Here is a 24589-nt window from a genome sequence, read left to right on the forward strand (position 1 = left end):
GCGCGCCGTGGGGGAAGCGGGCCGGGGCATTGGCAGGCCCGTCCTGGTCTCGCTGGATCATCGCGAAACAGGCTAGCGTCGCCCGCTGCCAAGGTCCTGCGACACGATGTCGCGCTTGTCGCAGCGCGGCGATGCGCGCGCCGAAGGCCGGATTACGGCTGCATGGTTCGACGAGGTGCGACACCTTGACGCATTGCTCACCGCCACGGGGATACCGGGGCCTCCTGGCCAAGCGGACAGCGGCCGCTCAGGGGAATGGCTACGGATCCACCCAAGTCCAGACGCGCGAGAAGAGGCACACGTAGATCGTCGCCTCGCCCACTATCTTTACCCCGTCCATGTCCACATCCGGTACCACCGAGAGCTGCACCGCGCTCGCTGGCTTGTGGAAGTCCTGGAGCAGCTGGGCTCGTCGAACGACCAACTCTCGAACGGTCCCAGGATGGTGGATAGGCACGCTCCTCTCCATGCCCAGCGCAAACACGCATGCTTCACCGAGGTGGTACACGCTCGATGGGCTCGCGCCCGCCTCCTTGCGGACGTCCTCGAACCCGGTACGCAGCAGGCCCGCCGCCAAGGCGGCGCTCCACGGGCTCACGTCCGAGCTCGCGCGCGAGCTCGGGCCGCGCGGGCTCTTGACCACGTGGTGGTGCCGGGCTTGACCCTGACCGACAGGGTGAGCGCACAGGTATCACCGGAGCTCGTCGCGCGGCGCGGGAAGGCGTATCCTGTGGGGCGGTTGCTGCGCCCCGAGGAGGTAGCGCCCGCCACCGTCTTCCTGTGCTCCGCGGCGAACACCGCGGTCACCCGGGGAGATCCTCCGCGCGAGCGAGGGCCGGCCGACGTGACGAGGTGTTGAAGGGCGAGCGGGGACCTGCGGGGCGTTCTTCCTAGCAATCGCATCTTTTCGGTCGCTGAAACACGCGCCGCATCGTCCTTGACATCTTCGACCAGATGCGAGATTCCTTACACCTACCCTCGCCAATGCGCGCTGATCCGACGAGCGCGCTGCGTGTTCGCAAGACCCCCCGTAGCCTCACTTTGTGCGGTTCCCCTATGGCAAAGCCGATCTTCGGAATCTGTGACCCCAAGCGCCTGGCGACTCGCTTCATCCGCTCCGCACGCCCGCTGTTCGCGCTCATGGCCGCGATGCTGCCGGTTGCCGCCCTGGCTCACGGCTGCGGCAACGCTGCCGATTCGACCGGCGACCCCAGCGACTTCCAGATCACCATCGAGCTGCCGCCCGACGTCGAAGCTCGCCTGCTCGATCTCGCGGCCGAGCTGGGCGCTGCCGTCTGCGAACGAGGTCGGAACTGCTGCGACGACTACGGGCTCGCGGCGCGCACCGATTGCCTGCAGCTCGGCGGCGAGCTCTTCCTCTTGCGGCTGGTAGAAGCCACAGACCTCGGTGCAAAGGACCCGAGCGAGCTCGACTTCTACATCGACGACGTGATGGCGGAGCATTGCGTGCAAGTCGCGCGCTCCGTCTCGAACAAGTGCGCTTTTACCGACGAGAGCTTGTTCGATTGGGTCGATCCTTGCTCGGATGCCCTCGTTATCTCTCCAAAAGGAGAAACGCCCGACGAGTGCAGCTCGAACCGGACTTGCGTCACCAAGTATGGTCCCGGGCACGGATGTGTCGTGGACAGCTGCCGGCCGATCGTCGAGGTCGAACAGGGCGCCCCCTGCGGGCGGGCCAACGAGGGCGCCACCATCCCTGTCTGCGGGGCTGGCCACCATTGCACGTTCGGCACCTGCGAGCCGAACGTGTCTCTCGGCGAGCCATGTCGCAGCTCCGATGAGTGCGTTCCAGAAGCCTACTGCGATGATGCCGAAAACACGGAGCATACCTGTGCCACGCGCTTGCCGGTCGGTGCTCCATGCGAGTTCGACGAGGATTGCACGGTGGACATGCGTTGCGCGTGCGCGACGTCCGGTTGCGAAGAGAGGCACTGCTTCGAAGCGCGCGACGTCGGCGAGCCCTGCTCCGTGAACGCGGAATGCCCTTTCGGGACCCTCTGTAAGGACGGGATCTGCCATTCACAGAGCATCGGATTCTGCAAGCCGCCGTGAGCTCGTGCGGCGCGGGCGAAGCCCCGCTCGTCTCAGGTGCCAGGAGACGACGCCTGGCACGGGCCCCACCGAGCGACGGAGGTCCTCGCGGCTGTTCGTGGATATGGCCGCACGAGGAACCCCGCAGGCGCCGACATGGCTCGGGGCTGCTCCCCCTCACCGCGCCTCCGCCACCACGAGCGCGCTCTTCCGCCCCACCCGGTACGTCCTCACCGGCTCTCCCCGGACGATCCGGTCATGCTCGCTCCAGCGCGCGGCCTCCCCCTCTGCGGCGCGCCGGGCGGCGCGCTCGGCGAGCCGCTCGGCGATGCGCTCCACCCCGCGGCGGACGTTCGCGCGCTGCGAGCGCTCATCGGCCACGCGCACCGTGATCCCGCTCGGCCGGTGGTGGATCCGGACCGCCGACAGGGTCTTGTTCACGTGCTGCCCTCCCGGCCCGCTCGCGCGGCAGGCCGAGATCTCGAGTTCGCCGAGATCCACGCCCACGCCCTCGCCCGCGCCCACCCCAGCTTCCGCCCCCGCAGCGTGGACCGCCACCCCCGCGAACCACCGCTTGCGCGCCGCCTTCCCCCGCGCCGCGCTCCGCTCGACCAGCGCGTGCGTCCCGAGCTCGCCCTCCAGGCAGCGCCGCGCGTCGCCCTCCACAAGGATCTCGACCGAGGCCGGCGCGTCCTCGTCGCCGTGCAGCGTGACGTCGACCACCGCGAGCCCGCGCTCCTCGCAGAGCGCCTCCATGCGCTCGGCGAGCCGCGCCACGAAGCGCCGCACCTCGATAGGCCCCCTCCCCGCGCTGATCTGCACCCACGACCGGCTCATCGCTTCACCGTGAGCACCGGCACGAGCGGCGCGACCGCCGTCGCCAGGCCGGCCTCGACAAGGCTCTCGATCACCGGCTCGATCGGCTTGTACGCGTCCGGGTGCTCCTCGAGCAGCAGCGCCGGATCGTCGCACACGACGCGGCCGCCGAGCTCCGTGCGGGCGAGCTCGCGCCGCCGGTACCTGGCCGCGATCTTCTCGCGCGCCTCGCTGCGCCCCATCTTGCGGCCGGCGCCGTGCGCGACGGAGCGCAGCCCCGCCTCCGCGTCGCACGAGCGCATCACCCACGACGGCGCGCCGCGCGACCCGAGCACCACGGTGAAGTCGCTGCCCCGGGCAGGCGCCGCGCCCTTGCGGTGCACCCAGGCCAGCTCGCCGCCCACGGCCTCGCGCGCGACGTCGTTGTGGGTGAGGTCGAGCCCGCCCGTGATCGTCGACGCCCGCGAGGCGCCGAGCGCGCGCAGCATCCGGTACGCGAGCAGGAGCCGGTTCGCCCGCGCGAAGCGGCACGCGCCGGCGAGCTCGCCGAGGTACGGCTCGGCCGCGTCCCCCTCGAGCACCGCGCCGCCCCAGCGCTGCCCGAGCGCGCCGCCGAGCCCGCGCGAGCCGGAGTGCGCCAGGACGACGAGCTCCCCCGCGGAGAGGCCGAGGGCCTTCGCCGCCGCAGGGTCCCGCAGCGGGCCGACCCGGGCGACCTCGAGGAAGTGGTTCCCCCCGCCGACCGAGCCGAGCGCGCCCTCGTAGCCCGCGCGGTACGGCGACGCGTCCCCGCTCGGGCGAAGGCCGTCCTCGGGCTCCGCCGCCGCGAGCCGCGCGAGCGCCTCGGGCACGCCGTCGACCTCGGCAAAGCCGCGCGCGCCGCGCTCCCAGACCCGCTCGAACACCTCCCGCGGGTCGCACTCGGCGAGCGGATCGTCATCCATCGCCTGCCGGGCGCGCCGCTCGAGGACGTCCGGCGCCATGCGGCCGATCGACGTCGCGACGAGCCGCACGCCGCAGCCGGCGTCGCCGCCGATGAGCTCGGGGACGACCCGGTCCGCGAAGGCGAAGGCCGCGCCGATGGGGATGCCCCGCCCGGCGTGCAGGTCCGGCATGCCCACGGCGCGGACGCAGCCCGGCAGCGCGGCGACGCGCGCGAGCTGCTGGACGGCGTTGCCCTCGAGCCAGACGTCGTCGCGGGCGACCAGGCGGGCGTGGGCAGGAAGGACTGCGCTGTCGGCGGGGGCTTTCATCGAGATCTCCGGGGCAGGAGGCAAGGGCAGGCGCAAACGCGGATGGGAACAGGAATGCCCATGGGAATGCGCAGGAGACTTGCGTCTTCCATGCCATCGCGCGGCCCGCGGCGGCGCCGGCAGAACGCCTCAAACTGGTGCGTCGCGCACCAGACAAAGTGGTACATCGTGCACCATACCTGGTGTACGGTGCACCAGTGAATCGCCTCCTCCTCACCTGGTCGGACGCGGGCACGCTCGGGCCGGCGCCGGCGCACCACAGCCGCCGGCCCGAGGGCGATCGCGGGCCGGTGCTGCGGCTCCTCGACCAGGAAGAGAGCCGCTACGACGCCATCGTGGTCCTCACCATCCCGGCGGGCGAGGCGCCGTCGCGGGCGCTCGTCGAGCAGGCGCGGGCCCGCGCGCCGCGGATCGAGCTCCGGGTCGTGGACGTCGACGATCCGTCGGACCACGCGAAGCTCTTCCGGGCGCTCGGCAAGCTCTCGGCGCAGCTCAAGCGCGCCTTCCCGCCGGCGGCGTGGGCGACGGACGTCCTGCTCTCGGCCGGCACGCCGCAGGCGCAGACGCTCTGGGTCATCCTGGTGCAGGCGGGGATCCTGCCGGCGCGCATGCTCCAGGTGATCCCGGCGGCGTTCGTGCCGCACCCGCACCCGCGGCCGGTGCGCGAGGTCCGGCTCGATATCGAGGGTTTCCCCGAGATCCGCGCGCTGCGCGAGGAGGTCGTGCGCCTGCGGGCCGAGGCGCGCACGCGCGACACGGTGCTCGTGGGCGAGAGCGAGCCGATGCGCTTCCTCCGCGCCCGCATCGCCCGGGTCGCCGCGACCGACGTGCCCGTGCTGATCGTCGGCGAGACCGGGACGGGAAAAGAGCTCGCGGCCAGGGCGATCCACGAGCACAGCCCGCGCGCGAGAGGGCCGTTCATCGCGGAGAACTGCAGCGTCTTCGCCGAGGGCGTGCTCGCGAGCGAGCTGTTCGGCCACGAGGCGGGGGCCTTCACCGGGGCCGCGGGGCGGCGGCGCGGCGTCTTCGAGCAGGCGCACGGCGGGACGCTGTTCCTCGACGAGATCGGCGAGCTGTCGCCGCGGGTGCAGGCGTCGCTGCTGCGCGTGCTTCAGGACGGGACGCTGCGGCGGGTGGGCGGCGAGGCGAAGATCGAGCTGGACGTCCGCGTCCTCGCCGCCACCCACCGCGATCTCGCGGCGATGGTCGAGGAAGGGACGTTCCGCGAGGATCTGTATTACCGCCTGCGCGGCGCGATCATCGAGGTTCCCCCGCTCCGTGCGCGGGGTGGCGACATCGAGGTGCTCGTCGGCGCGTTCCTCGACGAGGTGCAGTCGCGGCGCAAGGGGCGCGGGCTCGAGGTGACACGCGAGGCGCTGAGGAGCCTTTACCAGCACGCCTGGCCAGGCAACGTGCGCGAGCTGCGCGCGGAGGTGCAGCGGTGGGGCGTGTTCTGCGAGCACACGGTCGACGTGGGCGATCTCGCGCCGGAGATCGCGTCGCCGGCGGCGCGGCCGGCGAGCGGCGGCGCAGGCGGGATCGCGCGAGCGACGGATTCGGAGGCAGGCGGCGACGAGGTCGCGCCGCTCGCGGAGGCCGTGGCGTCGGCCGAGCGCGCCGCGATCGGGCGCGCGCTCGAGGTGCACCAGGGCAACCTCTCGCGCGCAGCGCGCGCGCTCGGCATCGACAGGAACACCCTGAAGCGCAAGATGGCGGCCTATCGCCTCGGCAAGGGTGCGCCTGCGCGCTCGACGATCCGAAGAAGCTGAAGCTGCCGCCGCTGGCGAAGAAACAGAAGAAGAAGACGAACGACCGCTGACGGGGCGAACGGCGCCCGGGCCGCCGGCGCCAGCAGCAATGTCCTCGATGTCCCGAGGCTGGGCGCCCGAAGGCGCTCGAAGCCCGGAGAGCCGATGCCTACGCCAGGTGCACCCACGAGCGCGCGCGCCTGGTTCACCCCTTGCATTGCCCACTCGAGCAAGCTGGGAGGTCGTGCGAATGCTGGCGCTCACATACCATGGGCCGAAGAACGTCCGCGTCGAGGAAAACCCGGAGCCTCGGGTTCAACATCCGAACGACGTGGTCCTGCGCGTGAGTCGCGCCACGATCTGCGGCTCGGATCTGCACCTCTATCATGGCTACGTGCCTGACACGCGCGTGGGGACCATCTTCGGCCATGAGTTCACCGGCGTCGTGGAGGAGCTCGGGGCCTCGGTGCAGACGCTGAAGCGCGGCGACCGCGTCGTGGTGCCGTTCAACATCGCCTGCGGGACGTGCTTCTTCTGCCAGCGAGAGCGCACCTCCGCCTGCGAGAACACGAACCCGCTCACCACGCTCGCCAGCGGGATCTTCGGTTATTCACACACCACCGGCGGCTACCAGGGGGGCCAGGCCGAGCGCGTCCGCGTCCCCTTCGCCGACGTCGGCCCCATGAAGATCCCCGACGACCTCTCGGACGAGGACGCGCTCTTTCTCTCGGATATCCTCCCCACGGGGTACCAGGCCGCGGAGATGGGGGACATCAGCCCCGCGGACACCGTGGCCGTCTTCGGCTGCGGGCCCGTGGGCCTCGTGGCCCAGCGGTGCGCATGGCTCCTCGGCGCGCGCCGGGTCATCGCCGTCGATTCGGTCGGTTACCGACTCGATTTCGCGCGCCGGCACAACAAGGCAGAGACGCTCGATTTCAGCGAGACCCCGGATGTCGTGTCCGCGCTCCGGGATATGACCGACGGCCGCGGGCCGGATGTCTGCATCGAGGCGGTCGGCCTCGAGGCGAACGGCTCGGCGCTGCACGACGTGCTGGGCAAGGCGCTCAAGCTCGAGGCCGGGTCGCCCGTCGCCCTCAACTGGGCAATCCAGTCGGTCCGCCGCGGCGGGAGGGTCTCGATCGTCGGCGTCTATGGGCCGCCGTGGAACCTCCTCGACGTGGGCGCGGCCATGAACAAGGGCCTGACCATCAAGACAGGGCAGTGCGACGTGAAGCGGTACATGCCCCGCCTGCTCGAGCACATCCGCAGCGGGAACATCGACCCGAGGGCGCTCATCACCCACCGCGCCCCGCTCGAGGCGGCCGCGGAGATGTACCGGGTGTTCGCGGCGAGGACCGACGGGATCCTCAAATGCGTGCTCGTTCCGCGGGGGGCCAAGTGAGCTCTGCCATCGAGGAGGAGGCGATCATGGAAGCCGAGAGCGTGCTGCCGAGGGAGCTGCCGTACTGGGGAGTCGACCTTTGCCTCGAGGACAGGCCAGGCGTCCCGAGGGAGGTGCCGCCGCGCCTCCTGGAGAGCGCGCACTGGCTCGAGCCCGAGCAGCAGCCGATCGAGGGGCCGCTGCTCAGGCACCCCGGGCGCGCCCGCCCGACACCGGTGTTCAGCACGGCATTGCCGCCGAGAGGAGCGAGCGGCGCGCTGCGCCGCATCGCCTACAAGGTCCCGGATCACCGGCTCTCCCACTGGGTCGCGCTGTTCATCGCGGATCGGGTCGACGTGATCGAGAGCCTCCCTCTCCTGTTGAAGAGGCGGGCCGTCAGGGCAGTCAAGCCCAGGCGCACGGCGTCACAGCGCGCGTGACGAAAGGCGTGCTCGCGCCGATCCAGCGTGGCACACGCGATGCCGGATCGGGACCAGGGCCCCCGGGCCATGGCGAGACGCGAGGAGCCGAGCGCATGCGCACTGGATGGATGGAAGCTGAAGGCCAGGAGAGCTCGGGCGTGCGGCGCGTGATGTCCGGCGCCGCCGAGCAGGCGGCATGAACGCCGCCGACGCGCTCGTGCTCTTCGGAGCGACAGGCGACCTGGCCTTCAAGAAGATCTTCCCGGCGCTGGCCGGGCTGATCCGCCGCCGCAGGCTGGAGGTGCCGATCGTCGGCGTGGCCAAGAGCCCGTGGGGCCTCGATCAGCTCTGCGCCCGCGTCCGCGAGAGCCTCGAGCGGGCGGGCGCGTTCGAGGCCGGCGTGTACCGCGAGCTGTGCGCGCGGCTCTCGTACGTGAGCGGGGATTACGCCGATCCGGCGACGTTCCACCGCCTCCGCGAGCGGCTCGGCACCTCCCAGCGGCCGCTCCACTACATGGCCGTGCCGCCCGACCTGTTCGAAGAGGTCGTCAAGGCGCTCGACCGCTCCGGGTGCGTGCGGCGAGGGCGGCTCGTCGTCGAGAAGCCGTTCGGCCACGATCTGGAGTCCGCTCGGGCGCTCTACCGCACGCTCGCGAGCGTCTTTCCGGAAGAGGAGATCTTCCGGATCGACCACTTCCTCGGCAAAGAGCCTGTCCAGAACATCGTTTACTTCCGCTTCGCGAACGCGCTGCTCGAGCCGGTCTGGAACTCCCACCATGTCGAGAGCGTCCAGATCACCATGGCCGAGCGGTTCGGCATCGAGGGCCGCGGCCGGTTCTACGACGCCACCGGGTGCATCCGCGACGTCCTGCAAAACCATCTCCTGCAGGTGGTCGCGTGCCTCGCCATGGATCCACCGCCGTCCGGGGACGCGGACGCCGTGCGCGCGGAGCGCGTCCGGCTGCTGCGGGCCATCACGCCGCTCGATCCGGCGCACGTCGTCCGCGGTCAATACGACGGGTACCGCGGCGAGCCGGGCGTCGCGCCAGGGTCGCAGGTCGAGACGTTCTGCGCCGCGCGGCTACGCATCCACACCTGGCGCTGGGCGGGCGTGCCGTTCTGCATCCGCGCCGGCAAGCGCCTCGCGGTCACGGCGACCGAGGTGCTCGTCCTGCTGCGGCGGCCTCCGCACGCCGTGTTCGAGGATGTCGGGCGCGGGGCTCCCGACTACGTGCGCATCCGGCTCGCCCCGGCGCCGGAGCTCGCCGTCGGCGTGCGGATCAAGGCGCCCGGCGAGCTGATGGCCGGACAGCCGACCGAGCTGCTCGTGGCGAGCGACCTGTCCGAGGCGCTGGGGCCCTACGAGCGGCTCCTCGGCGATGCGCTCGCCGGCGATCCGACCCTGTTCGCGAGCCAGGCCGAAGTGGAGGCGCAATGGGCCGTTGTCGATCCGGTGCTGGACCAGGCGACTCTGCTCTCGCCCTATGAGCCGGGCAGCTGGGGCCCAGCCGAAGCCGACCGCCTCGCCGCCGACCTCGGCGGGTGGCGGACGCCCGCCCTGGCCCCCCCGGTGGCGAGGAGAGCCGCATGACCGGGATTCGCGTGCTGCTCGCCGACGTGGACGGCGCGCTCCTCACGCCCGACGGCGTGCTCACCCCCAGGGCGGAGCAGGCCGTGAGTCGGCTCCGCGACGCCGGGATCGACCTCGCGCTGATGAGCAGGCGCTCGCCGCGCGGCCTGCGCGTCCTGCTCGGGCGGCTGGGGATCACGACGCCGGTCGCCGCGTTCGGCGGCGCCATGCTGGTGCGGCCGGATCTCTCGGTGATCGAGCAGCACCCGCTGGACAACGGCGCGGCCGCGGTCGTCATCGCGACCCTGGAGCGGCACGGCGCCGCGGTCTGGGTCTACCAGGGCGACGACTGGCTGGTGCGCCGCGCCGACGCGCCGCACGTCGCGCGCGAGCAGGAGGTCGCGCAGTGTGTCCCCAGGGTCGTCGAGCGCTGGGAAGGCGTCGTGGACAGCGCGGTCAAGATCGTCGGTGTCAGCGACGACGCCGAGGTGCTCGAGCGCGGCGAGTCGGACCTCCGGGGGGCCTGCGCGTTCTTCTCGGCGTCACGCCCCGTGCCCCATTGCATCGAGGTGATGCACCCGCGGGCCAACTCCGGAGAGGTCGCGAGGGCCCTCTCGGCGCGCCTCGGCCTCCCCGGCGCGGCCATGGCCGCGATCGGCGAGCTGCCCGATCATGTGCTCATGTTCCGGGAGAGCGGGCTCAGCATCGCCATGGGGCAGGCGCGCGCCGTCGTGCAGCGGCAAGCCCACTTCATCACGCTGTCGAACGCCGACGAGGGCTTCGCGCACGCCGTGGAGACCTGGCTGCTCGCCACGAGCGGTGGCGGCCAGTGAGGAACGAGCGTCAGGCGCGGTCGCCAGCCCGGGGCGCCTGTCACATGCTGGCCACCGGCCGCTGTCGCGCGCTGGTCCCGATCAGCAACATCGACGTGCCGCTGACGAGGACGTTGACGCCGACGAGCAGCCCGATCGCCCACGCCGCGGTGCTCGGCCAGCGCCACCAGATCAGGACCCCGAGCGCCAGCGCGAGCAGCCCGTCGAACAGGAGCCAGCCCCAGGCGGGCATCTCGCGATGCTGGAGCGCGCGGACGATCTTGAGGAAGCCTTCCGCGAAGAAGAAGGCCGCGAGGATCAAGGTCAGCGTGACCGTGCCCGTCAGCGGGAAGGCCACGATCAGGACGCCCGCGGCGATCTGGAGCAGGGCGCTCGCGAGCGACCAGCCGGCGTTGGCCCATTGCCGGTGCTGGATGGCGTGGAGGCCCTGAAAGAGGCCGCTCGCCACCAGCACGGCCCCGATGGCGACCGCCGTGACCAGCGAGGCGATCACGGGCATGAGGATCGCGAGCGCGCCAAGCACCAGAAGGGCGATGCCGAGCCCGATGAACGAGCCGCGGTTCTCCCGCAAGGTATGAGGCTCGACCAGCTGCAATCCGAAGCTCGTCGTATGAACAGGGTCCTCCCAGCGATCAGCCATGTGTGCACCCTCCTCTTCCCGGAGCTGGAGTTTCGCCGTAACCGCAACCGCCAATGGAAGCCCAGCGCCTCACCGGCGTGACCGCTCGCCGCAACGAGCGCCACGCGCTCCGCCGAGAGCGCATGAGCCGGGCGGGGCACGGCAGGGGTCGGGCCACGGCGAACAAGGTGCCGCCCCCGAGCGGTGTCAAGTGACTCCCGGGCGGCCGGCCTCGCGCGCCCGTGACCGGGTTGCTCACCCCCTCACGCCGGTGGATGGCGGGCGGCCCTCTCCGCGGCGCGGTTCTACCAGCGATCCGCGCGGCCGGGCCGCTCGGCCGGCGAGCCAGCGCAGGAGCGCCCGCCCGCGCTCACTCGTACCACGTCGGCACGATCTCCCGCACCTCGGGCAGCGCGGCGATACGACAGACCTGGTCCCATGCCGCGTCATCGAGCGCGCCATGGCGCGCCGTGCACTCGGCGTCTCCCGTGGGGAAGAAATACAGGGTCTCTGCGGGCACATCGCACCTGGCGCGCCCCCTCGACGAGCCGGCCCGGATCGCGGGCGCGATGCCCCGCGCGCGCGCGAGGAGCGCCGCGTCGTCCGACGGCAGGCAGAACTCCAGGGATCCATCGTTCACGCACCCCGTTTCCCGGGTGAACGCGAGCTTCTGGGTCGGGCACGACGGCGCGGGGGGCGGAGGCCCCTCGACGACCCCGTCCCCCGGCGTGGACGGCGGCGCCGACGTGCAGCTCGCCAAGCACGCTATCAGCCAATGAGAGATCGCGAATCGTCGCATGATTCCACTCCCCGTGTGCTCCGGCGGCGCACCTGCAGCCGATATCGCATGGACGCTGGACCTGTCAACCCGGAGGTCCTGCAGTTTGGGCTTGACGTCTCCAGGACGCTTGGGTGTGCTTTCCCCCGGCCTCCGCGAGCTTCAACCTCGACGACCTCGGGCTGGTGCAAAAATGAACGTGCGACTCCTTCTCTCGCTGTCCGCGCTGGGCGCGCCGCTGCTCGTCGCGACGAGCGGCTGGGCCAAGGACTACTACGTGGCCCCGGCCCCCGCCGGCAACGACGACAACGCCGGCACCGAAGGCGCGCCGTTCGCGTCGATGGCCAAAGCGCAAAGCGTAGCCATGGCCGGCGACGTCGTCTACTTCAAAGGCGGCACGTACACGTACACGAAGGGCACCACCACCTGCTCGAGCGGGACGGCGATCATCAGCGGCGTGGTGCTGAACAAGAGCGGGAGCGCCGGCAATCCGATCAAGTACTGGGCCGCGCCCGGCGAGAAGCCCGTCTTCGATTTCGACGGCATCAAGGATTCCTGCCGTATCAAGGGCATCCTCGTCTCCGGGAATTACATTCACCTCAAGGGGCTCGAGATCAAGGGCGTTCGCCAGAACAACAACCTGAACCACGAGTCCTGGGGCGTGTGGAACCAGGGCAGCAACAACATCTTCGAAGCGCTCGACGTCCACCACATCATGGGCGCGGGCATCTTCATCCAGCGTGGCAGCAACAACCTCGTGCTCAACTGCGACTCGCACGACAACTTCGACGAGCTCACGTCGAACGGCGCAGGCGAGAGCGCGGACGGCTTCGGCTGTCACGTCGGCGCCCGGGAGACCGGCAATGTCTTCCGAGGCTGCCGCGCCTGGTGGAACGCGGACGACGGCTACGATTTCATCAACTCCGGCGCCGCCTGCCTCGTCGAGCGCTCGTGGGCCTGGTACAACGGCTACAAGCCGGGGACGCAGACCGGCATCGGCAACGGCAACGGCTTCAAGGGCGGCGGCTACGGCGCCGATCCGGCGAGGTTTCCGGCCGAGCCCGCGGCGCACACGGTGCAGAGCTGCCTCGCCGCCTTCAACAGGGCGGCAGGGTTTTACGCGAACCACCACCCGAGCACGCTCTACTTCTACAACAACACGTCGTACGGGAATCGCCCCGACTTCAACATGCTCGGGATGGATTCGAACGGGAACGACATCACCGTCGGGGTTTACCGGAACAACCTGGCGTTCGGCGGGACGCTGTTCTCGAACCGCAACGGCGCCGACGACGCGAACAACTCCTGGACGGCGGGGGGTGTCACGGTCTCGGACGCGGACTTTCAGAATCCGTCCGAAATGGGGCTGGACGCTCCGCGACAGGCCGACGGCAGCTTGCCCGTGCTCACGAATTTCCGCCTCGCGCCGGAAAGCGACGCCATCGACAAGGGCGTCGACGTCGGGCTGCCCTACGCGGGCTCCGCTCCGGATTTTGGCTGCTTCGAGGCGGGGCTGGCCGAGACCGAGACCGCCGGGGCTTCCGGCACCGGCGGAGCGGGGAGCGGTGGCTCGGGCGGCGGCGGTACCGCGGATACGGGGTCGGGCGGCGCGAGCGCAAGCGCAAGCGGAGGAGCGGTAAGCGGCGGCGCAGCCAGCGGCGGCGCAACCAGCGGCGGCACGACGAGCGTCGGTAGCGGCGGAACCCTGGGCGCGGGCGGCGATGGCGCCGATCCGAGCACGAGCAGCGCCGACGACTCGGCCGGCTGCGCGTGCAGCACGCCTGGCGGCCACCGGCCGGATGCAGCGGGCTTTGCGCTCCTCAACCTCGTGCTCTGGTGCTTCAGGGCGCGCCGGAAGCGCCGAGTCCCTGCAAGTGGGTGAGCGCTGGGAGACGGATCGGGGTGGCGCGCCCACGTGGAGGCGCGCCGGCGAGGACGGCGCTCAGCCAAAGACAGCGACGTTGTTCTTCACCATCAGGGCCTGGACGTAGGGTCCGAGGTACTGCTCGGGGATCTGCCACGATTGGACGATCTGGTTGAGCATCTGCTGCTCGGCGGGGGCGAGGTGCCCGTCTCCCATCGCGAGGTCGGCCGCGTTGGAGCCGCGTGCCCTGGCGTCGGGGCACACGGAGGGCGCACGGAGACGAGAGAGTTCAGGTCGATGCCCGTAAGGGCGGCGTAGGCGGTCTCGCTTGGCCGCACAGGTCGCGCGCGGTCGGTAGGTGGGGGGCGACAACGCCGAGCTCGCCGACGCGATCCTCGACCCAGCGACGCACCGGACGCGACTTGAGTCGCAGGCTCGATCGCAGCACGGACATAACCACGGCTCAGATCACCGTTGACGCCGCCCTTCCGGTGCGAGAACGGATGCGCCAATTTAGAAAAGGGAGGAAGCACGGGAGACGGCTTGAAGAAGGCGAGCGCACTCGTGCTGTGCGGCGGATTCGTGATGGTGCTCGCGTCGGCATGCGACTTGTCCTACACCTGCGACACAGTGGAGCCGGGAAGCGCGGGTGCTGGATACCCGACAGAATCCGCAGGGGCGGGAGACTACCCCAGCAACGGCGAAGAAGACGAGCCGGAAGACGACGATGTGGGCAGCGCACAGCTTGCGATGGCGGGGGGTGCTCGCCGAGCAAGTCATGTACCGACATGTACGACGCTTGCTGGGATAAGGGTAGACCTTGCACGCGAGAAATCGAGTTCGGCAGGACTCTATGCGACATCTGTCGTGACGACTGTTACGACAAACGAGACTACTCCTGGGGCGAGTGCGATAAGTGCGGGTTTTATTGAACATGACGGACCTCACCTCCCTTCACAGAGCGACGCACGTCGCCTTCGATGCACGGACGACAGAACGCCTACTGCAGCTCGGAGCTACCAACGTCGTGCGTGCGGCCGATCGTCTTATCGTCGGACCTAACCGGCGGGATACCCTTGAACACGCTCGGGTGCGTGAAGAGTTGTGGAACTCTGATGAGAAGTGGGACCGGCTCTATTCGCCGGAGGTCCGTTGGAAGCCGCCCGTTATCCTGTGGGCGTCAGTGAGCTTACACGAGCGGGTGAACTTATGGAGGACTTGTAGCTGGTTGCGGCACCTGGGGATCCAGCGCAGTGACGTTCTCATCGCCGAGTTCGATTTTGTGTCAAGCACAATAGAAAGCTCTCCAGAACCATCAAGCGTTCCGCCCTTCAACTGCTCCGCGTCGGTCGCTCACTACCCTGATGAGGTGCTCCTGGATCGTCTCGACAAGGCGTGCCCTTGGCCAGCGGAACGCTACGATTGTGCCATTCACCTCTGGGAAAGCTACGCCGGTGAGAACCCGATGCCCTTCGTCGACAGCTGCATCGCCGGTGGCGAAGGCTTCCCAGAACTTGCTCCTCTGTGGGCGTTTCTCTCTTGCTTCTTTCCAAGGAAGACCACTGAAGGAGCCCTGCTCCTCAGCCGATTCGACGAACTGCTTCTCACTCTTTTGTCGGCGGAGTGGCAGACTCCGGTGGCCGTGGCCGTCCACAAATCACAAACGGGTATGAATTTGTGGCGGCTTCTCTCCTGTACAGGTGACCTGTTCTTAGGACGCCGATTGGAGCACTGGGCAGGCCACGAGTCGAGCGCGTTCGTAGAGCGCGCACCCGGCCCGAGGCCCGACATCCCAATGAAGTCGTTCGTCTATCGCCTCACCGAACGCGGGATGCGGCTCCGAGACAAGGGGCTCGTTCAGCTCTCGGACGCGCCACGCCTGCCCGTCGCCGGGACCGATGCGTACTCGCCTTCGGCCCCCTGGGTGCTGCTTGAAGACGGTCGGCTCGCTTGGCTGTGAGGGATAGCAGCGGCTCCGGCCAGAGCCGCCTCACCGGCTGCGCGGAGCGGGGCAACGTCGAGGGAAGCTCCGCCGGCTGCTTCTCCTCGGCGTCGGGTTCGGGCGCTTCGACAGATGGTTAATTCCGCCAAGCCGACCCATCGCCGCCTTTACGCTCGATCCGCTGCATGAGCCACGCGCGCAGCGCGGTATTACCGCGCACTCTCGTTGATGCCGAAGCTCCTCTTATCGAGCATCCTTCTTGATGGCGAGGAGCCCTGCCCGGCGAAGCTGGCCATCATGGAGCGTGCTCGCTCCGCACGGACAACGAGGGCGATGGCGTCCGGAGAGTGGCGGCGCCGTGCAATCCGGTTAGCTGATCAAAATTCTCACCACGGGCCCCTCCCAGCACATTCGCGTCGGCCGAAGACGCCGCTGATGCCCGATCTCGGCCCCTTCCGTTCAACCATCGAAGATTTCTAGCTATCGTTGCTCGCACGCCCAACTCACGACGGGGTAGGTCCACCCGAGGAGCGGAGCAGCGGCGCGGGGCCGGCCACAAAAGGTCCGGCGCCGCGTGGCCCCCGCGGGGATCGTCGGCGACAGCGCCGTCACCGGCTGGACCACGCTGCGCAGATGGGTGCGCGATGTCGCGCAACGACGCCTCTTTGCTGAAGCCCCGGACCCCGTTCCACCCGCTTCGCTCCGTCAGCGCGCAGGCCGCGCCGCGGTAGCGGTTGCGGCGAGCGCGGACCCGACGACCCGGGCGCTGCCGATCGAGCACCGCGCCTTCTTCGGCGCCGCGCCCGCGGCGTACGTGTCCGTTCTCCCCCTTTAGGGGGACACGGGACACGATGCTCACGGCGTGTCCAGGACACGTCAGGACACCTCGGGACACGGGACACGTTCGCGGCGAGAGAGGTCGGCGCCCTCATGGTCGGCGGAGTCGCTCTGCACCTCGACCTCGACCCCGGCGGAGCTAGGCCGCGAGGTGCGCTGACACTTCGCCCTGACGATTCGATCGCACAAATCCTTGGTTTCCAGGCATTTCAGCGCGCTGTTCGTCCCATCCCGTGAGGGAAGTCGTCGCGCGTGCACTGGATGACGAGCGCGGAGACCGGCACCTCGGGCAGCTCTCGCCGGACGTCGCAGCGGAACATCATCTCGGCGAACTTTCAGGCGAGTGCGGGGCCATCGAGCAGATCCCGCAAGTGTCCCTCGTGCACATCGCGAATAGTTCAAGCCGGCTTGTCGCGGAGCGCGAGCCCGATCCCGACCGCGGCCGCGCCGATCACGAACGGCAGGACGCCCATCGAGGCGCCGATGTTCACGCACTGATTGGCCTCCTCCGTGCCAGCGCGCCGGATTATCTCTCGCTGCGTGGCGTCGATCTCGATGCCCGAATAGCCGAGCGCCGCTTCCACGCGGGCGATTCCGATGGATCGGCCGAGCAGCCCCACCGAGACGGCGCTGAGCCCCAGCAGCACGGCGATGGCGCCCGGGATCCAGGCCATGCCGCGCGCCTTCGTCGCCAGCATCCCCGCCCCCGCAAGGCCGATCGCGATGCCGGCTATCCCGGCCAGGAGGGCGAGCCACGCCGCCCACCCGCACGCCGTGAACGCTTCCAACACGCTCTGCATGCTGCCCCATTAACGCAGCGCTGGCGCAGAGGGAAGCATCGGGTTCACCGCATGGAACGCCTCGCTCACCCTACCGGCATCGGTTCATCCGCGGAGTCGGGCCCGCCAAGCTCCACGCGCGCACAGTGAGCGCGACGATCATCCCCGATTCATGCCGGGAGTCCACGCCGACCCAGATATCGAAGGCGGCTCAGGTCTGCGTGGAAGAACACCCGCTGGATCTTCCCGTCGGCCACCGCGAGCAGCAGCGCGGCGAAGGGTCGATCCCCGGCCCAGAACACGACTGCCGGTTGCCCGTTGAGCTCGTGCTCTTCGACCTGAAGCTCGCCTTTCCGCGCCGCCGTCGTCGCGGCCACGAACGCCGCGATGCGCGCCGCTCCGGCCAGCGGCCGCGGCAGGTTGCGCTGCCGCCCGACGGCGCGGCCCTCCGCCCCTCCGTCGGTGATCATGATCGCGTCCTCCGCAAGGAGCTCCACGAGCGCCCGCGTGTCCCCGGCCGAAGCGGCGTTCAAGAACGCTCGGAGCAGCCGCCGGTGCTCGTCGGGCCGCGCCATCAGGACGCGCCGCTCCATGGCGATGTGCTGGCGCGCGCGCTCGAGCAGCTTGCGGCACGCCGCCGCGTTGTTGCCGACCAGCGCTGCGATCTCCTGGTGCTCGAAGTCGAACACGTCGTGGAGCAGGAGCACGGCGCGCTCCGCAGGCGTCAAGCGCTGGAGCATCACCAGGAATGCCATGGACACCTCCTCGATCCGCTCGACGCGCGATATCCCTCCTTCGTCGAGATCCACGGGCTCTGGCAGCCTGTCGGCGCGGCTCTCTTCGCGCCGCGCCCTGGCGGAGTCGAGCTCGCTCAGGCACAGGCGTGTGACCACCGTCGTCAGGTACGCCTTCGGAGAGCTCGCCTCGACCTCGTGGCCTTCCCAGCGAAGCCAGGCCTCCTGCACCATGTCCTCGGCGCGCCCCATGTCGCCGAGCATGCGGTACGCGAGCACGACGAGGTCCCGACGACACGATTCGAACGCGGCGAGCCGGCGCGCTGCGGAGCTCGTCGTCATCGGAAGGATCTCGCATCCATGAGCCCGGTGTTCAAGGTGACCGCCGCCTGGCGAGCCCGACGACCTCCCGCGCGTGGGTGCGTTGCTCGACACAATCCAGCAAGAACGCCGCGACCGCACGGAACGACATGACCGCGGCGCCCGCTGGGAGCGCCTCAGCTTCACTCCGGTAGCCCTCGTCGCGCGCGTCGACCAGCCGAGGCGGCCTCGCGATCGTGAAGTTGCAGCCGCTCGCCCGGACGACGGTCTCCATCGCGACGAGATCGCGCAGGTGGTGCGTGAGGAGCCGGCGGAACAGGGCGAAGCGGAGACCTTTCTCCGGGAACAGGAGCGCAGCCGACACGACGGCGATGCGCTCCACCCCCGCCGTCGTCATCGCGGCCACGGTGCTGGCGGCGCACTCCGCGAGCAACGTGCTCGGCCGAAACGCCTCGCGCGCGGGCGGGCCGAGCGCCGAGAGCACAGCGTCGTGCCCGGCGAGGGCGCGCGCGAGCTGCTCGACCTGCAGCGGGTCGCCCTGGACGACGGTCAGCGCGCCGTCGCAGCGCGCGATCTTGTGCGGGGATCGAACGAAGGCGGTCAGACGATGGCCTCTCGCGAGGCCAAGGTCGAGGATGTGTTTGCCGGTCTTGCCGGTCGCGCCGAGTACGAGGAGTCGCATGTCATCGTGAAGACCGGATAGGCGGTGAAGATGTGACGAGGATCGTGCATTTTTCAGGAGAGGGAGCGCCCCCTCGGCACCTCGGCTTCCTTCGGCCTGCCCATCCTCCACGCTGACATCGCCACCGGCCGAGCGGCGGCAGCGCGGAGAGTCGCCTCTCCTGTCGCACGCGGCGTCCACCTGACGTGGAGCAGAGCCCCCCACCCCGCGAGTCTTCGCCTCCCGCTGACCACAGGAGGCGCCGGCGCCAGCGCCCGGCACGGGACCGCTGCGATTCCGCCCCGATTCCCACGAGGCAGCGCTCCGGCTACGCTCCGCGCTCCGAGGTGCACCCGATGAAGGTTTGGCGAATCGAACGCATGATCGTGATTCCAACAGCGTTCTGCGCTGCGGCGTGCGCCGCTCCAGGCCCGAACGAAGGACCGCTCGCGGCCGCGCGCGCGGCGCTCACCGTCACCGAGGACCAGAAGCTGACCGAGGAGACTCCGGCCCTCCAGCGTGTGTTCGGATTCGCGGTCGCGGGCAGCGGCGACACGGCGCTGATCGGAGCGCCGGACGAGAACAGCCTGACCCGCGGCGCTGCGCACGTCTACACCGTGACCGGCGGGGCCGCGACGCTCGACGCCACGCTCGTGCCCAGCGACGGCGAAAACGGCATGGTGTTCGGCCGTCAGGTGGCCCTCGGCGGCGATACCGCTGCCGTCATGGCCAGCGCCAACTACGAGGTGCGGCCGTACGAAGAGCGCGTCTATGTGTTTGCCCGGAGCGACGGCGCCTGGTCGGAGCAAGCGAAGCTGACCGTCCCCGAGGATCCGGCGTTGAGCTTCTCGAGGATGGCGGTCGACGTCGGTGGGGACACGGTCGTCGCGAGCACGGTGGGAGAGGACATCGACATCGTGCTGGGCAAGGCATTTGCGTTCACGAGGACGGGCGACGCGTGGTCGCCGCGGGTGGAGCTCGTGCCTCAGGACAGCCCTCGGGGCTTCGGCTGGTCGGTCGCCGTGTCGGGTGACACGGCGATCGTGGGCGCGGCAGCGGATTCGCCCGAAGGCAGCGAGTTCGCCGGCTCGGCCTACGTGTTCGTGCGTGATGGGGGCAGCTGGACGCAACAGGCGAAGCTCCTGCCGCATGACATGAGCGCCCGTGCGTCCTTCGGCTTCTCGGTCGATCTCGCCGGGGACACCGCGGCGATCGGAGCCAAGAGCGCGGTGTACATCTATACGCGGAGCGGCGGCGCCTGGACCGAGCAGGCGAAGCTCGTGCCCGCCTTGAGAGGGAGCGAGGCAACAGGGGTGCAGCTCCTGGACAACGCCGTGGTCGCCGGGTTCGTCGGCGTGGCTGACAACAAGGGGATCGTGTCCGTGTTTCACGGAGGAGAAGGAACATGGACGGAGGCGCGAACGCTCGCGCCGTCGGATGGGCAAACGCTGGACTTTTTCGGGTGGAGCACGGGATACGCTGGCGGGAGCGTGATCGTCGGGGCGCCGTACCACAGCGCCCCTCTGAACCGAAGCGGCGCGGCCTATGTGTACGCGCTGCCGTCCCTGGACGGCGCGGCGTGCGTGGCCGACACCGATTGCCTGAGCGGCTCCTGCGAGGCCGGCCAGTGCGCGCCCGAGGGCAGCAGCGGCGCGGGCGGCGGCGGCGGCGCTGGCGGTGAGGCCGGCGGCGGCGGCGCGAGCAGCACTGTTGCGGGCGGCGGCGGCGCTGGCGGTGAGGCCGGCGGCGGCGGCGCGAGCAGCACTGTTGCGGGCGGCGGCGGCTCTGGCGGTGAGGCGGGCAGCGGCGGCTCTGGCGGTGAGGCGGGCAGCGGCGGCGCTGGCGGTGAGGCCGGCGGCGACGCGAGCAGCACGGTTGCGGGCGGCGGCGGCTCTGGCGGTGAGGCCGGCGGCGACGCGAGCAGCAGTGTTGCGGGCGGCGGCGGGAACGCGGGCAGTAGCACGGCGTCGGCTGGTACGGGCAGTCCTGGGACCGACGTCGGCGGGGGTGGCGGCTGCCGCATTGGCGGTCCAGGTCAGCCGACGCGCAGCGCTTCCACCCTCATGGCCTTCGCCCTCGCGCTGGCCGTCTTGCCGGCAAGGCGCCTCCGCGATGCGCGCCGCCGGCGGCTGGCGGCCCGGGATACGGCCCTCCCGGCCTGACACCGCAGCTCGCCCGCTGCGGGCCCTTGCCGGTCGGGATCGCCTCGCCCATGTTCCCGGCCACAAGGCCGTGTCGCGCCGCCGAGCCCGGGCGGCCGTGCCTCTCCGCGTCGCCAGCTCGTCGAGAGACCATGGACGCCTCTATCCCTGGAGTCCCAGCACCGGGCGAGATCCTCGCAGAGAGGTATCGGGTCGAGCGTGTGCTCGGGCGCGGCGGGATGGGCGTGGTCCTCGCCGCGGAGCACGTGGCGCTGAGACAGCCGGTCGCGCTGAAGCTGCTGCTCCCCGGCTGCATGCGCACGGCCGACGCCGTGGAGCGCTTCCTGCGCGAGGCCCGCGCCGCCGCGTCGCTCCAGGACAGGCACGTGGTGCGCGTGCTCGACGCCGGCCTGCTCGACGCAGGCACGCCGTACCTGGTCATGGAGCGCCTGACGGGGCTCGATCTCCGGGAGGTGCTCGGCGCGCGCGATCACCTCCCCGTCGCCGAGGCGGTCGACCTCGTCTTGCAGGCGTGCGAGGCGATCGCCGAGGCCCACGCGCACGGGATCGTCCACCGCGATCTGAAGCCGGCCAATCTGTTCCTGGCGAGGGACGAGCACGGGTCGGCGCTCATCAAGGTGCTCGATTTCGGCCTCTCGAAATCCACCGTGGAGGACGGGACCGGGAGCCTCACGACCTCGAACGTGATCGCGGGCTCCATGCCGTACATGGCGCCCGAGCAGGCGCTCAGCTTGAAGTGGGCAGACGAGCGCTCCGACATCTGGGCGCTCGGCGTGATCCTGTATGAGCTCATCACCGGGCACCGCCCCTTCGAGGTCGGCTGGACGCCGGAGAGCCTGCTCGCGGGCGTCGAGGCCCCGCCCGCGGCCATCCGCGCATGGGGAGTCGACGTGCCGGCGGCGCTCGAGAGCGCGATCCTGCGCTGCCTGCAGAAGGATCGACGCCTGCGCCCACAGACGATCATCGAGCTGGCCCAGGCGATCGAGCCGTTCGGGACGCCGGCAGCCAGCGCCTCTGTCGAGCACATCCGCAGCTACCGCGCGCCGGACGACGCCTGCGAGCAGCCTGACCGCTGCGATCCATCCCTCGCGGCCACCGAGCAGCTCTCACCCGCGCGAGGAGACAGCGGCAGCGCCGGCGAGAGATCGCCCCATCGCGCCAGCGCCTCGCAGCGGCCATCGGCCGACGCACAGCCGCGCTCGCACCGGTCCGTGAGCCCGCTCGTCACATCCACCCTCCCCGAGGGAGCGGCGGACCTGCAGCACAACGCGGCTGCCAGCTCGGCCGCACCGGCGCGGCCCCGGCGGGGCTTCACCGCGATCCTGGGCGGCGCCGTCGCGGCCGCCGCGTTGCTCGCCTTCGGGCTCTCCCGCATGGCGCCGACGGCGCCCTCGGCGATCGCGCCGGAGCGGCTCGCGAGCTTCGCGCCCCTGCCCGCCGGCCCGGCGAAGCCGCCGGACCCGGCCGCCGCGGCGCAAATCAGGCTGGGCCGGATGCTCTTCCACGATCCGCGCCTGTCCAGGAACCACGACCTCGCCTGCGCCTCGTGCCACCCGCTCGAGGCCTGGGGCGTGGATCACAGGAAGTTATCGCGCGGGAGCGAGGGTCTCGAGCCCCCGCGAAACACGCTGAGCGTCTACAACGTCGCCGGCTACTCCACGCTGCTGTGGGATGGCCGGCAGAACAACCTCGTGGATCAGGCCAAGGAAGAGCTAGAGGCCCGGAGCGCCATGGCGTCGACGCCCGAGGGCGTCGAGGCGGCGCTGCGCTCGTCCAGGGGATACAGGCAGGCATTCGCGCTGGCGTTTCCCGGGCAGCCGCAGGCCGTGACGTTCGACAACGTCGCGCGGGCGCTCGCGGCGTTCGAGGCCACGCTGTTCACGCGGAGCCGCTGGGACGTGTTCCTCGAGGGGGACAAGACCGCGCTGAGCGCCGAGGAGAGGGCGGGCTTCAACCTGTTCGTCGAGCTCGGCTGCGTCTCCTGCCACTTCGGGCCCGACCTCGGCGCGACGATGTACCAGAAGACCGGGCTCGTGAAGCCCTGGCCCGACACGAAGGACAGGGGCCGCTACGAGATCACGCGGCGGGACGTTGACTGGATGGTCTTCCGGGTGCCCAGCCTGCGCAACGTCGCCAAGACAGGCCCCTACTTCCATGACGGCTCGGTCTCCTCGCTGGAGGAGGCCGTGAGGATGATGGCGAGACACCAGCTCGGGAAGGAGCTGGCCGACAAGGAGGTACACCTGATCACCCGCTGGCTCGACAGCCTGACGGGCGAGATCCCCCGCGCCGACATCGCGCTCGACGAGGCGTCGCGCGCGATCGTGCTAGAACCCGGATACCCAGGAAAATTGTGACCCACCTCAGCCCGGGGCTGGGATACCATCGCCCTGGAAGGGTGATGGACGCGCAGAAGACCGTGGCGCTCGAGGCGGAGCTGGACGCATTGCAGAAGGAAGTGCAGCGCCTGCGCTCCCGCGTCGCCGAGCTGGAGGCGGCCGGCCGCGGCCTCCCGGAGCGCTTGCTCGAGGCGCTGCCCAGCCTCGTTTACGTGCTCGATCTCGATGAGGGGCGGTACGTCTACTGGAACCGGGAGCTCGCCGATCTCCTCGGAGAGGGCGGCGGAGCCGCGGCGGGCTCGCCCCGCGGCGACGACCTGTCACCGATCGTCCATCCGGACGATATCGGTCGCATCGAGGAGTACCGGGCTCGCGTGGCCGCCTCGGAGAGCGGGGAGCAGGCGACGGTGGAGTACCGCGTGCGCGGTCGCGACGGCGGCTGGCGATGGTTCGTCGAGCGAGGCGTCGCGCTCGGCCGCGATCCGGAGCGACCGGGGCGGCGGATGCTGGGGTCGGCGCACGACATCACCGCGCGCAAGCATACCGAGCAGATGCTCGAGCGGAGTGAGAGCCTGCTCCATGGGTTCCTCGAATACACGCCGTCCATGATGGTCGCGGTGGACGCCGCGGGCCGGCTCCTCCTCGTGAACCGCGAAATCGAGTCGTTTTACAGGATGAGCCGCGAGGAATTGCTGGGGCGGGTCGTCTACGACCTTCTCCCGCCGCCGGCCGCCGCCTCGATACGAAAGGCCAATGAAGAGGTGGCGGTCGCCGGACGCCCGGCCGCCTCCGAGCATGTGCTCGTCTTCCCGAACGGTCCGCGCACCTACCTGTCGACCAAGTTCCCCATCCGCGACGCCGAGGGGGAGATCTACGCGGTCGGGACGATCTCGGTGGACATCAGCCGAGCCAAGCAGGCCGAGGCCGAGCGCGCGGAGATGCAGCGGCAGCTCATCGAGATGCAGCAGGCGACGATCCAGGAGCTCATCACGCCGCTCCTGCCGCTGGCGCCCGGCGTCGTCGCGATGCCGATCGTCGGGAGCGTCGACCCCGCGCGCGCCGAGCAGATCCTGACGACGTTGCTTGAAGGGATCGCCGCCCAGCAGGCCAGGATCGCCATCCTCGACATCACCGGGGTGAAGGTCGTCGATGAGCGGGTGGCGAAATCGTTCGTCGACGCGGCCAGGGCCGCGGGATTGCTCGGCACCCGGGTCGTGCTCACCGGGATCAAGCCGCAGATCGCGCAGACCCTCACGACGATGGGCGCCGATCTGAGCGGCATCGTCACCAAAGGGACCCTGGAGAGCGGCATCGCCTACGCGCTCGGGCGCCGGCTCCGCTGGTGACCGAGCGCGCTCCCACCGAGCGACCGGGTGTACGCGGATACGCACAAGGCCTTCACCGAATTGGCGAAGCCCCCGAGGACCTCGGGAGAGCAGGTTACTGGCGCCCCTGACGGTGTACTCTAGGGATGAGAT

Annotated in this window: 21 protein-coding genes; 12 read left to right on the plus strand and 9 right to left on the minus strand. The window is 70.3% G+C overall.

Translation table 11 applies throughout. The features are described 5' to 3' along the window. Positions 1 to 259: 259 nt before the first annotated feature. Positions 260 to 424 carry a hypothetical protein gene (locus tag WME95_RS38285; RefSeq protein ID WP_437904247.1) on the minus strand — a complete coding sequence of 55 codons (165 nt, stop codon included), beginning with the start codon at positions 422 to 424 and terminating at the stop codon, positions 260 to 262. Positions 425 to 467: 43 nt separating this feature from the next. On the opposite strand from WME95_RS38285, the gene WME95_RS38290 reads away from it, so the two are divergent. Together WME95_RS38290 and WME95_RS38295 are read left to right on the plus strand one after the other, a co-directional pair. Beyond that, positions 468 to 662, plus strand: coding sequence for a hypothetical protein (locus tag WME95_RS38290; protein WP_437904248.1), 195 nt, complete (start codon positions 468 to 470; stop codon positions 660 to 662). 394 nt (positions 663 to 1056) lie between these two features. After that, positions 1057 to 2073, plus strand: a complete 1017-nt coding sequence (locus WME95_RS38295; protein ID WP_437904249.1) for a hypothetical protein — start codon at positions 1057 to 1059, stop codon at positions 2071 to 2073. A gap of 156 nt (positions 2074 to 2229) precedes the next feature. On the opposite strand, the gene WME95_RS38300 is transcribed toward WME95_RS38295, so the two are convergent. After that, entirely contained in the window at positions 2230 to 2889 is a 660-nt protein-coding gene (locus tag WME95_RS38300) for a peptide chain release factor-like protein (protein WP_437904250.1), read from the minus strand. Continuing rightward, on the minus strand, positions 2886 to 4121 hold the full coding sequence (locus tag WME95_RS38305; RefSeq protein WP_437904252.1) for an RtcB family protein: 1236 nt from the start codon (positions 4119 to 4121) through the stop codon (positions 2886 to 2888). The genes WME95_RS38300 and WME95_RS38305 overlap by 4 nt, the downstream gene beginning before the upstream one ends. Positions 4122 to 4318: 197 nt before the next feature. Here WME95_RS38305 and WME95_RS38310 point away from each other — a divergent pair, with 197 nt between their 5' ends. The 5 genes from WME95_RS38310 (at position 4319) to WME95_RS38330 (ending at position 10075) form a co-directional block, all read left to right on the plus strand. Then, entirely contained in the window at positions 4319 to 5890 is a 1572-nt protein-coding gene (locus WME95_RS38310) for a sigma-54 interaction domain-containing protein (RefSeq protein WP_437904253.1), read from the plus strand. 229 nt (positions 5891 to 6119) lie between these two features. Next, positions 6120 to 7271, plus strand: a complete 1152-nt coding sequence (locus WME95_RS38315; protein ID WP_437904254.1) for a zinc-dependent alcohol dehydrogenase — start codon at positions 6120 to 6122, stop codon at positions 7269 to 7271. Between the two features lie 26 nt (positions 7272 to 7297). After that, a complete protein-coding gene (locus WME95_RS38320; protein ID WP_437904255.1) occupies positions 7298 to 7690 on the plus strand; it encodes a hypothetical protein in 393 nt (130 codons plus the stop codon). A 178-nt stretch (positions 7691 to 7868) separates the two neighbouring features. After that, a complete protein-coding gene (zwf, locus tag WME95_RS38325; protein ID WP_437904256.1) occupies positions 7869 to 9263 on the plus strand; it encodes a glucose-6-phosphate dehydrogenase in 1395 nt (464 codons plus the stop codon). Next, on the plus strand, positions 9260 to 10075 hold the full coding sequence (locus WME95_RS38330; RefSeq protein WP_437904257.1) for an HAD hydrolase family protein: 816 nt from the start codon (positions 9260 to 9262) through the stop codon (positions 10073 to 10075). The genes zwf and WME95_RS38330 overlap by 4 nt, the downstream gene beginning before the upstream one ends. A 40-nt stretch (positions 10076 to 10115) precedes the next feature. On the opposite strand, the gene WME95_RS38335 is transcribed toward WME95_RS38330, so the two are convergent. Both WME95_RS38335 and WME95_RS38340 read right to left on the minus strand, forming a co-directional pair. Beyond that, a complete protein-coding gene (locus WME95_RS38335; protein ID WP_437904258.1) occupies positions 10116 to 10715 on the minus strand; it encodes an HdeD family acid-resistance protein in 600 nt (199 codons plus the stop codon). Between the two features lie 349 nt (positions 10716 to 11064). After that, positions 11065 to 11454 carry a hypothetical protein gene (locus WME95_RS38340; protein ID WP_437904259.1) on the minus strand — a complete coding sequence of 130 codons (390 nt, stop codon included), beginning with the start codon at positions 11452 to 11454 and terminating at the stop codon, positions 11065 to 11067. Positions 11455 to 11671: 217 nt separating this feature from the next. On the opposite strand from WME95_RS38340, the gene WME95_RS38345 reads away from it, so the two are divergent. After that, positions 11672 to 13354 (plus strand): right-handed parallel beta-helix repeat-containing protein, encoded by a 1683-nt coding sequence (locus WME95_RS38345; RefSeq protein WP_437904260.1) that lies wholly within the window; start codon positions 11672 to 11674, stop codon positions 13352 to 13354. Between the two features lie 60 nt (positions 13355 to 13414). Here WME95_RS38345 and WME95_RS38350 read toward each other — a convergent pair whose 3' ends face one another. Further along, positions 13415 to 13552, minus strand: a complete 138-nt coding sequence (locus WME95_RS38350; RefSeq protein ID WP_437904261.1) for a hypothetical protein — start codon at positions 13550 to 13552, stop codon at positions 13415 to 13417. A gap of 718 nt (positions 13553 to 14270) precedes the next feature. Here WME95_RS38350 and WME95_RS38355 point away from each other — a divergent pair. Further along, positions 14271 to 15296 (plus strand): hypothetical protein, encoded by a 1026-nt coding sequence (locus WME95_RS38355; protein WP_437904262.1) that lies wholly within the window; start codon positions 14271 to 14273, stop codon positions 15294 to 15296. Positions 15297 to 16513: 1217 nt separating this feature from the next. Here the strand turns inward: WME95_RS38355 and WME95_RS38360 are convergent. The 3 genes from WME95_RS38360 to WME95_RS38370 form a co-directional block, all read right to left on the minus strand. Then, positions 16514 to 16915, minus strand: a complete 402-nt coding sequence (locus WME95_RS38360) for a hypothetical protein (protein WP_437904263.1) — start codon at positions 16913 to 16915, stop codon at positions 16514 to 16516. Positions 16916 to 17064: 149 nt separating this feature from the next. Further along, positions 17065 to 17970 (minus strand): sigma-70 family RNA polymerase sigma factor, encoded by a 906-nt coding sequence (locus WME95_RS38365; protein ID WP_437904264.1) that lies wholly within the window; start codon positions 17968 to 17970, stop codon positions 17065 to 17067. A gap of 31 nt (positions 17971 to 18001) precedes the next feature. Further along, positions 18002 to 18631 carry an NAD(P)-dependent oxidoreductase gene (locus tag WME95_RS38370; protein ID WP_437904265.1) on the minus strand — a complete coding sequence of 210 codons (630 nt, stop codon included), beginning with the start codon at positions 18629 to 18631 and terminating at the stop codon, positions 18002 to 18004. 335 nt (positions 18632 to 18966) lie between these two features. On the opposite strand from WME95_RS38370, the gene WME95_RS38375 reads away from it, so the two are divergent. The 3 genes from WME95_RS38375 (at position 18967) to WME95_RS38385 (ending at position 24457) form a co-directional block, all read left to right on the plus strand. Then, positions 18967 to 20772: a hypothetical protein gene (locus tag WME95_RS38375; protein ID WP_437904266.1), complete on the plus strand. Its 1806-nt coding sequence runs from the start codon at positions 18967 to 18969 to the stop codon at positions 20770 to 20772. Positions 20773 to 20903: 131 nt separating this feature from the next. Beyond that, a complete protein-coding gene (locus WME95_RS38380; RefSeq protein ID WP_437904267.1) occupies positions 20904 to 23129 on the plus strand; it encodes a cytochrome c peroxidase in 2226 nt (741 codons plus the stop codon). A 44-nt stretch (positions 23130 to 23173) separates the two neighbouring features. After that, the gene (locus WME95_RS38385) at positions 23174 to 24457 is read left to right on the plus strand and encodes a PAS domain-containing protein (protein WP_437904268.1); all 1284 of its coding nucleotides are present in this window, start codon (positions 23174 to 23176) and stop codon (positions 24455 to 24457) included. The last annotated feature ends 132 nt before the right edge of the window (positions 24458 to 24589 follow it).

Origin of the sequence: Sorangium sp. So ce327 (genome assembly GCF_051530205.1) — a bacterium.
GTDB classification, from domain to species: domain Bacteria; phylum Myxococcota_A; class Polyangia; order Polyangiales; family Polyangiaceae; genus Sorangium; species Sorangium cellulosum_B.

What these genes read in the sequence shown, in the direction of transcription:
- WME95_RS38330 (WP_437904257.1), top strand. Translation starts at nt 9,260, where the DNA reads ATGACCGGGATTCGCGTGCTGCTCGCCGACGTGGACGGCGCGCTCCTC.
- WME95_RS38315 (WP_437904254.1), top strand. Translation starts at nt 6,120, where the DNA reads ATGCTGGCGCTCACATACCATGGGCCGAAGAACGTCCGCGTCGAGGAA.
- WME95_RS38360 (WP_437904263.1), bottom strand. Translation starts at nt 16,915, where the DNA reads ATGCAGAGCGTGTTGGAAGCGTTCACGGCGTGCGGGTGGGCGGCGTGG.
- WME95_RS38295 (WP_437904249.1), top strand. Translation starts at nt 1,057, where the DNA reads ATGGCAAAGCCGATCTTCGGAATCTGTGACCCCAAGCGCCTGGCGACT.
- WME95_RS38385 (WP_437904268.1), top strand. Translation starts at nt 23,174, where the DNA reads ATGGACGCGCAGAAGACCGTGGCGCTCGAGGCGGAGCTGGACGCATTG.
- WME95_RS38355 (WP_437904262.1), top strand. Translation starts at nt 14,271, where the DNA reads ATGACGGACCTCACCTCCCTTCACAGAGCGACGCACGTCGCCTTCGAT.
- WME95_RS38300 (WP_437904250.1), bottom strand. Translation starts at nt 2,889, where the DNA reads ATGAGCCGGTCGTGGGTGCAGATCAGCGCGGGGAGGGGGCCTATCGAG.
- WME95_RS38375 (WP_437904266.1), top strand. Translation starts at nt 18,967, where the DNA reads ATGAAGGTTTGGCGAATCGAACGCATGATCGTGATTCCAACAGCGTTC.
- WME95_RS38290 (WP_437904248.1), top strand. Translation starts at nt 468, where the DNA reads ATGCCCAGCGCAAACACGCATGCTTCACCGAGGTGGTACACGCTCGAT.
- WME95_RS38335 (WP_437904258.1), bottom strand. Translation starts at nt 10,715, where the DNA reads ATGGCTGATCGCTGGGAGGACCCTGTTCATACGACGAGCTTCGGATTG.
- WME95_RS38365 (WP_437904264.1), bottom strand. Translation starts at nt 17,970, where the DNA reads ATGACGACGAGCTCCGCAGCGCGCCGGCTCGCCGCGTTCGAATCGTGT.
- WME95_RS38380 (WP_437904267.1), top strand. Translation starts at nt 20,904, where the DNA reads ATGGACGCCTCTATCCCTGGAGTCCCAGCACCGGGCGAGATCCTCGCA.
- WME95_RS38305 (WP_437904252.1), bottom strand. Translation starts at nt 4,121, where the DNA reads ATGAAAGCCCCCGCCGACAGCGCAGTCCTTCCTGCCCACGCCCGCCTG.
- WME95_RS38320 (WP_437904255.1), top strand. Translation starts at nt 7,298, where the DNA reads ATGGAAGCCGAGAGCGTGCTGCCGAGGGAGCTGCCGTACTGGGGAGTC.
- WME95_RS38350 (WP_437904261.1), bottom strand. Translation starts at nt 13,552, where the DNA reads ATGGGAGACGGGCACCTCGCCCCCGCCGAGCAGCAGATGCTCAACCAG.
- WME95_RS38370 (WP_437904265.1), bottom strand. Translation starts at nt 18,631, where the DNA reads ATGCGACTCCTCGTACTCGGCGCGACCGGCAAGACCGGCAAACACATC.
- zwf (WP_437904256.1), top strand. Translation starts at nt 7,869, where the DNA reads ATGAACGCCGCCGACGCGCTCGTGCTCTTCGGAGCGACAGGCGACCTG.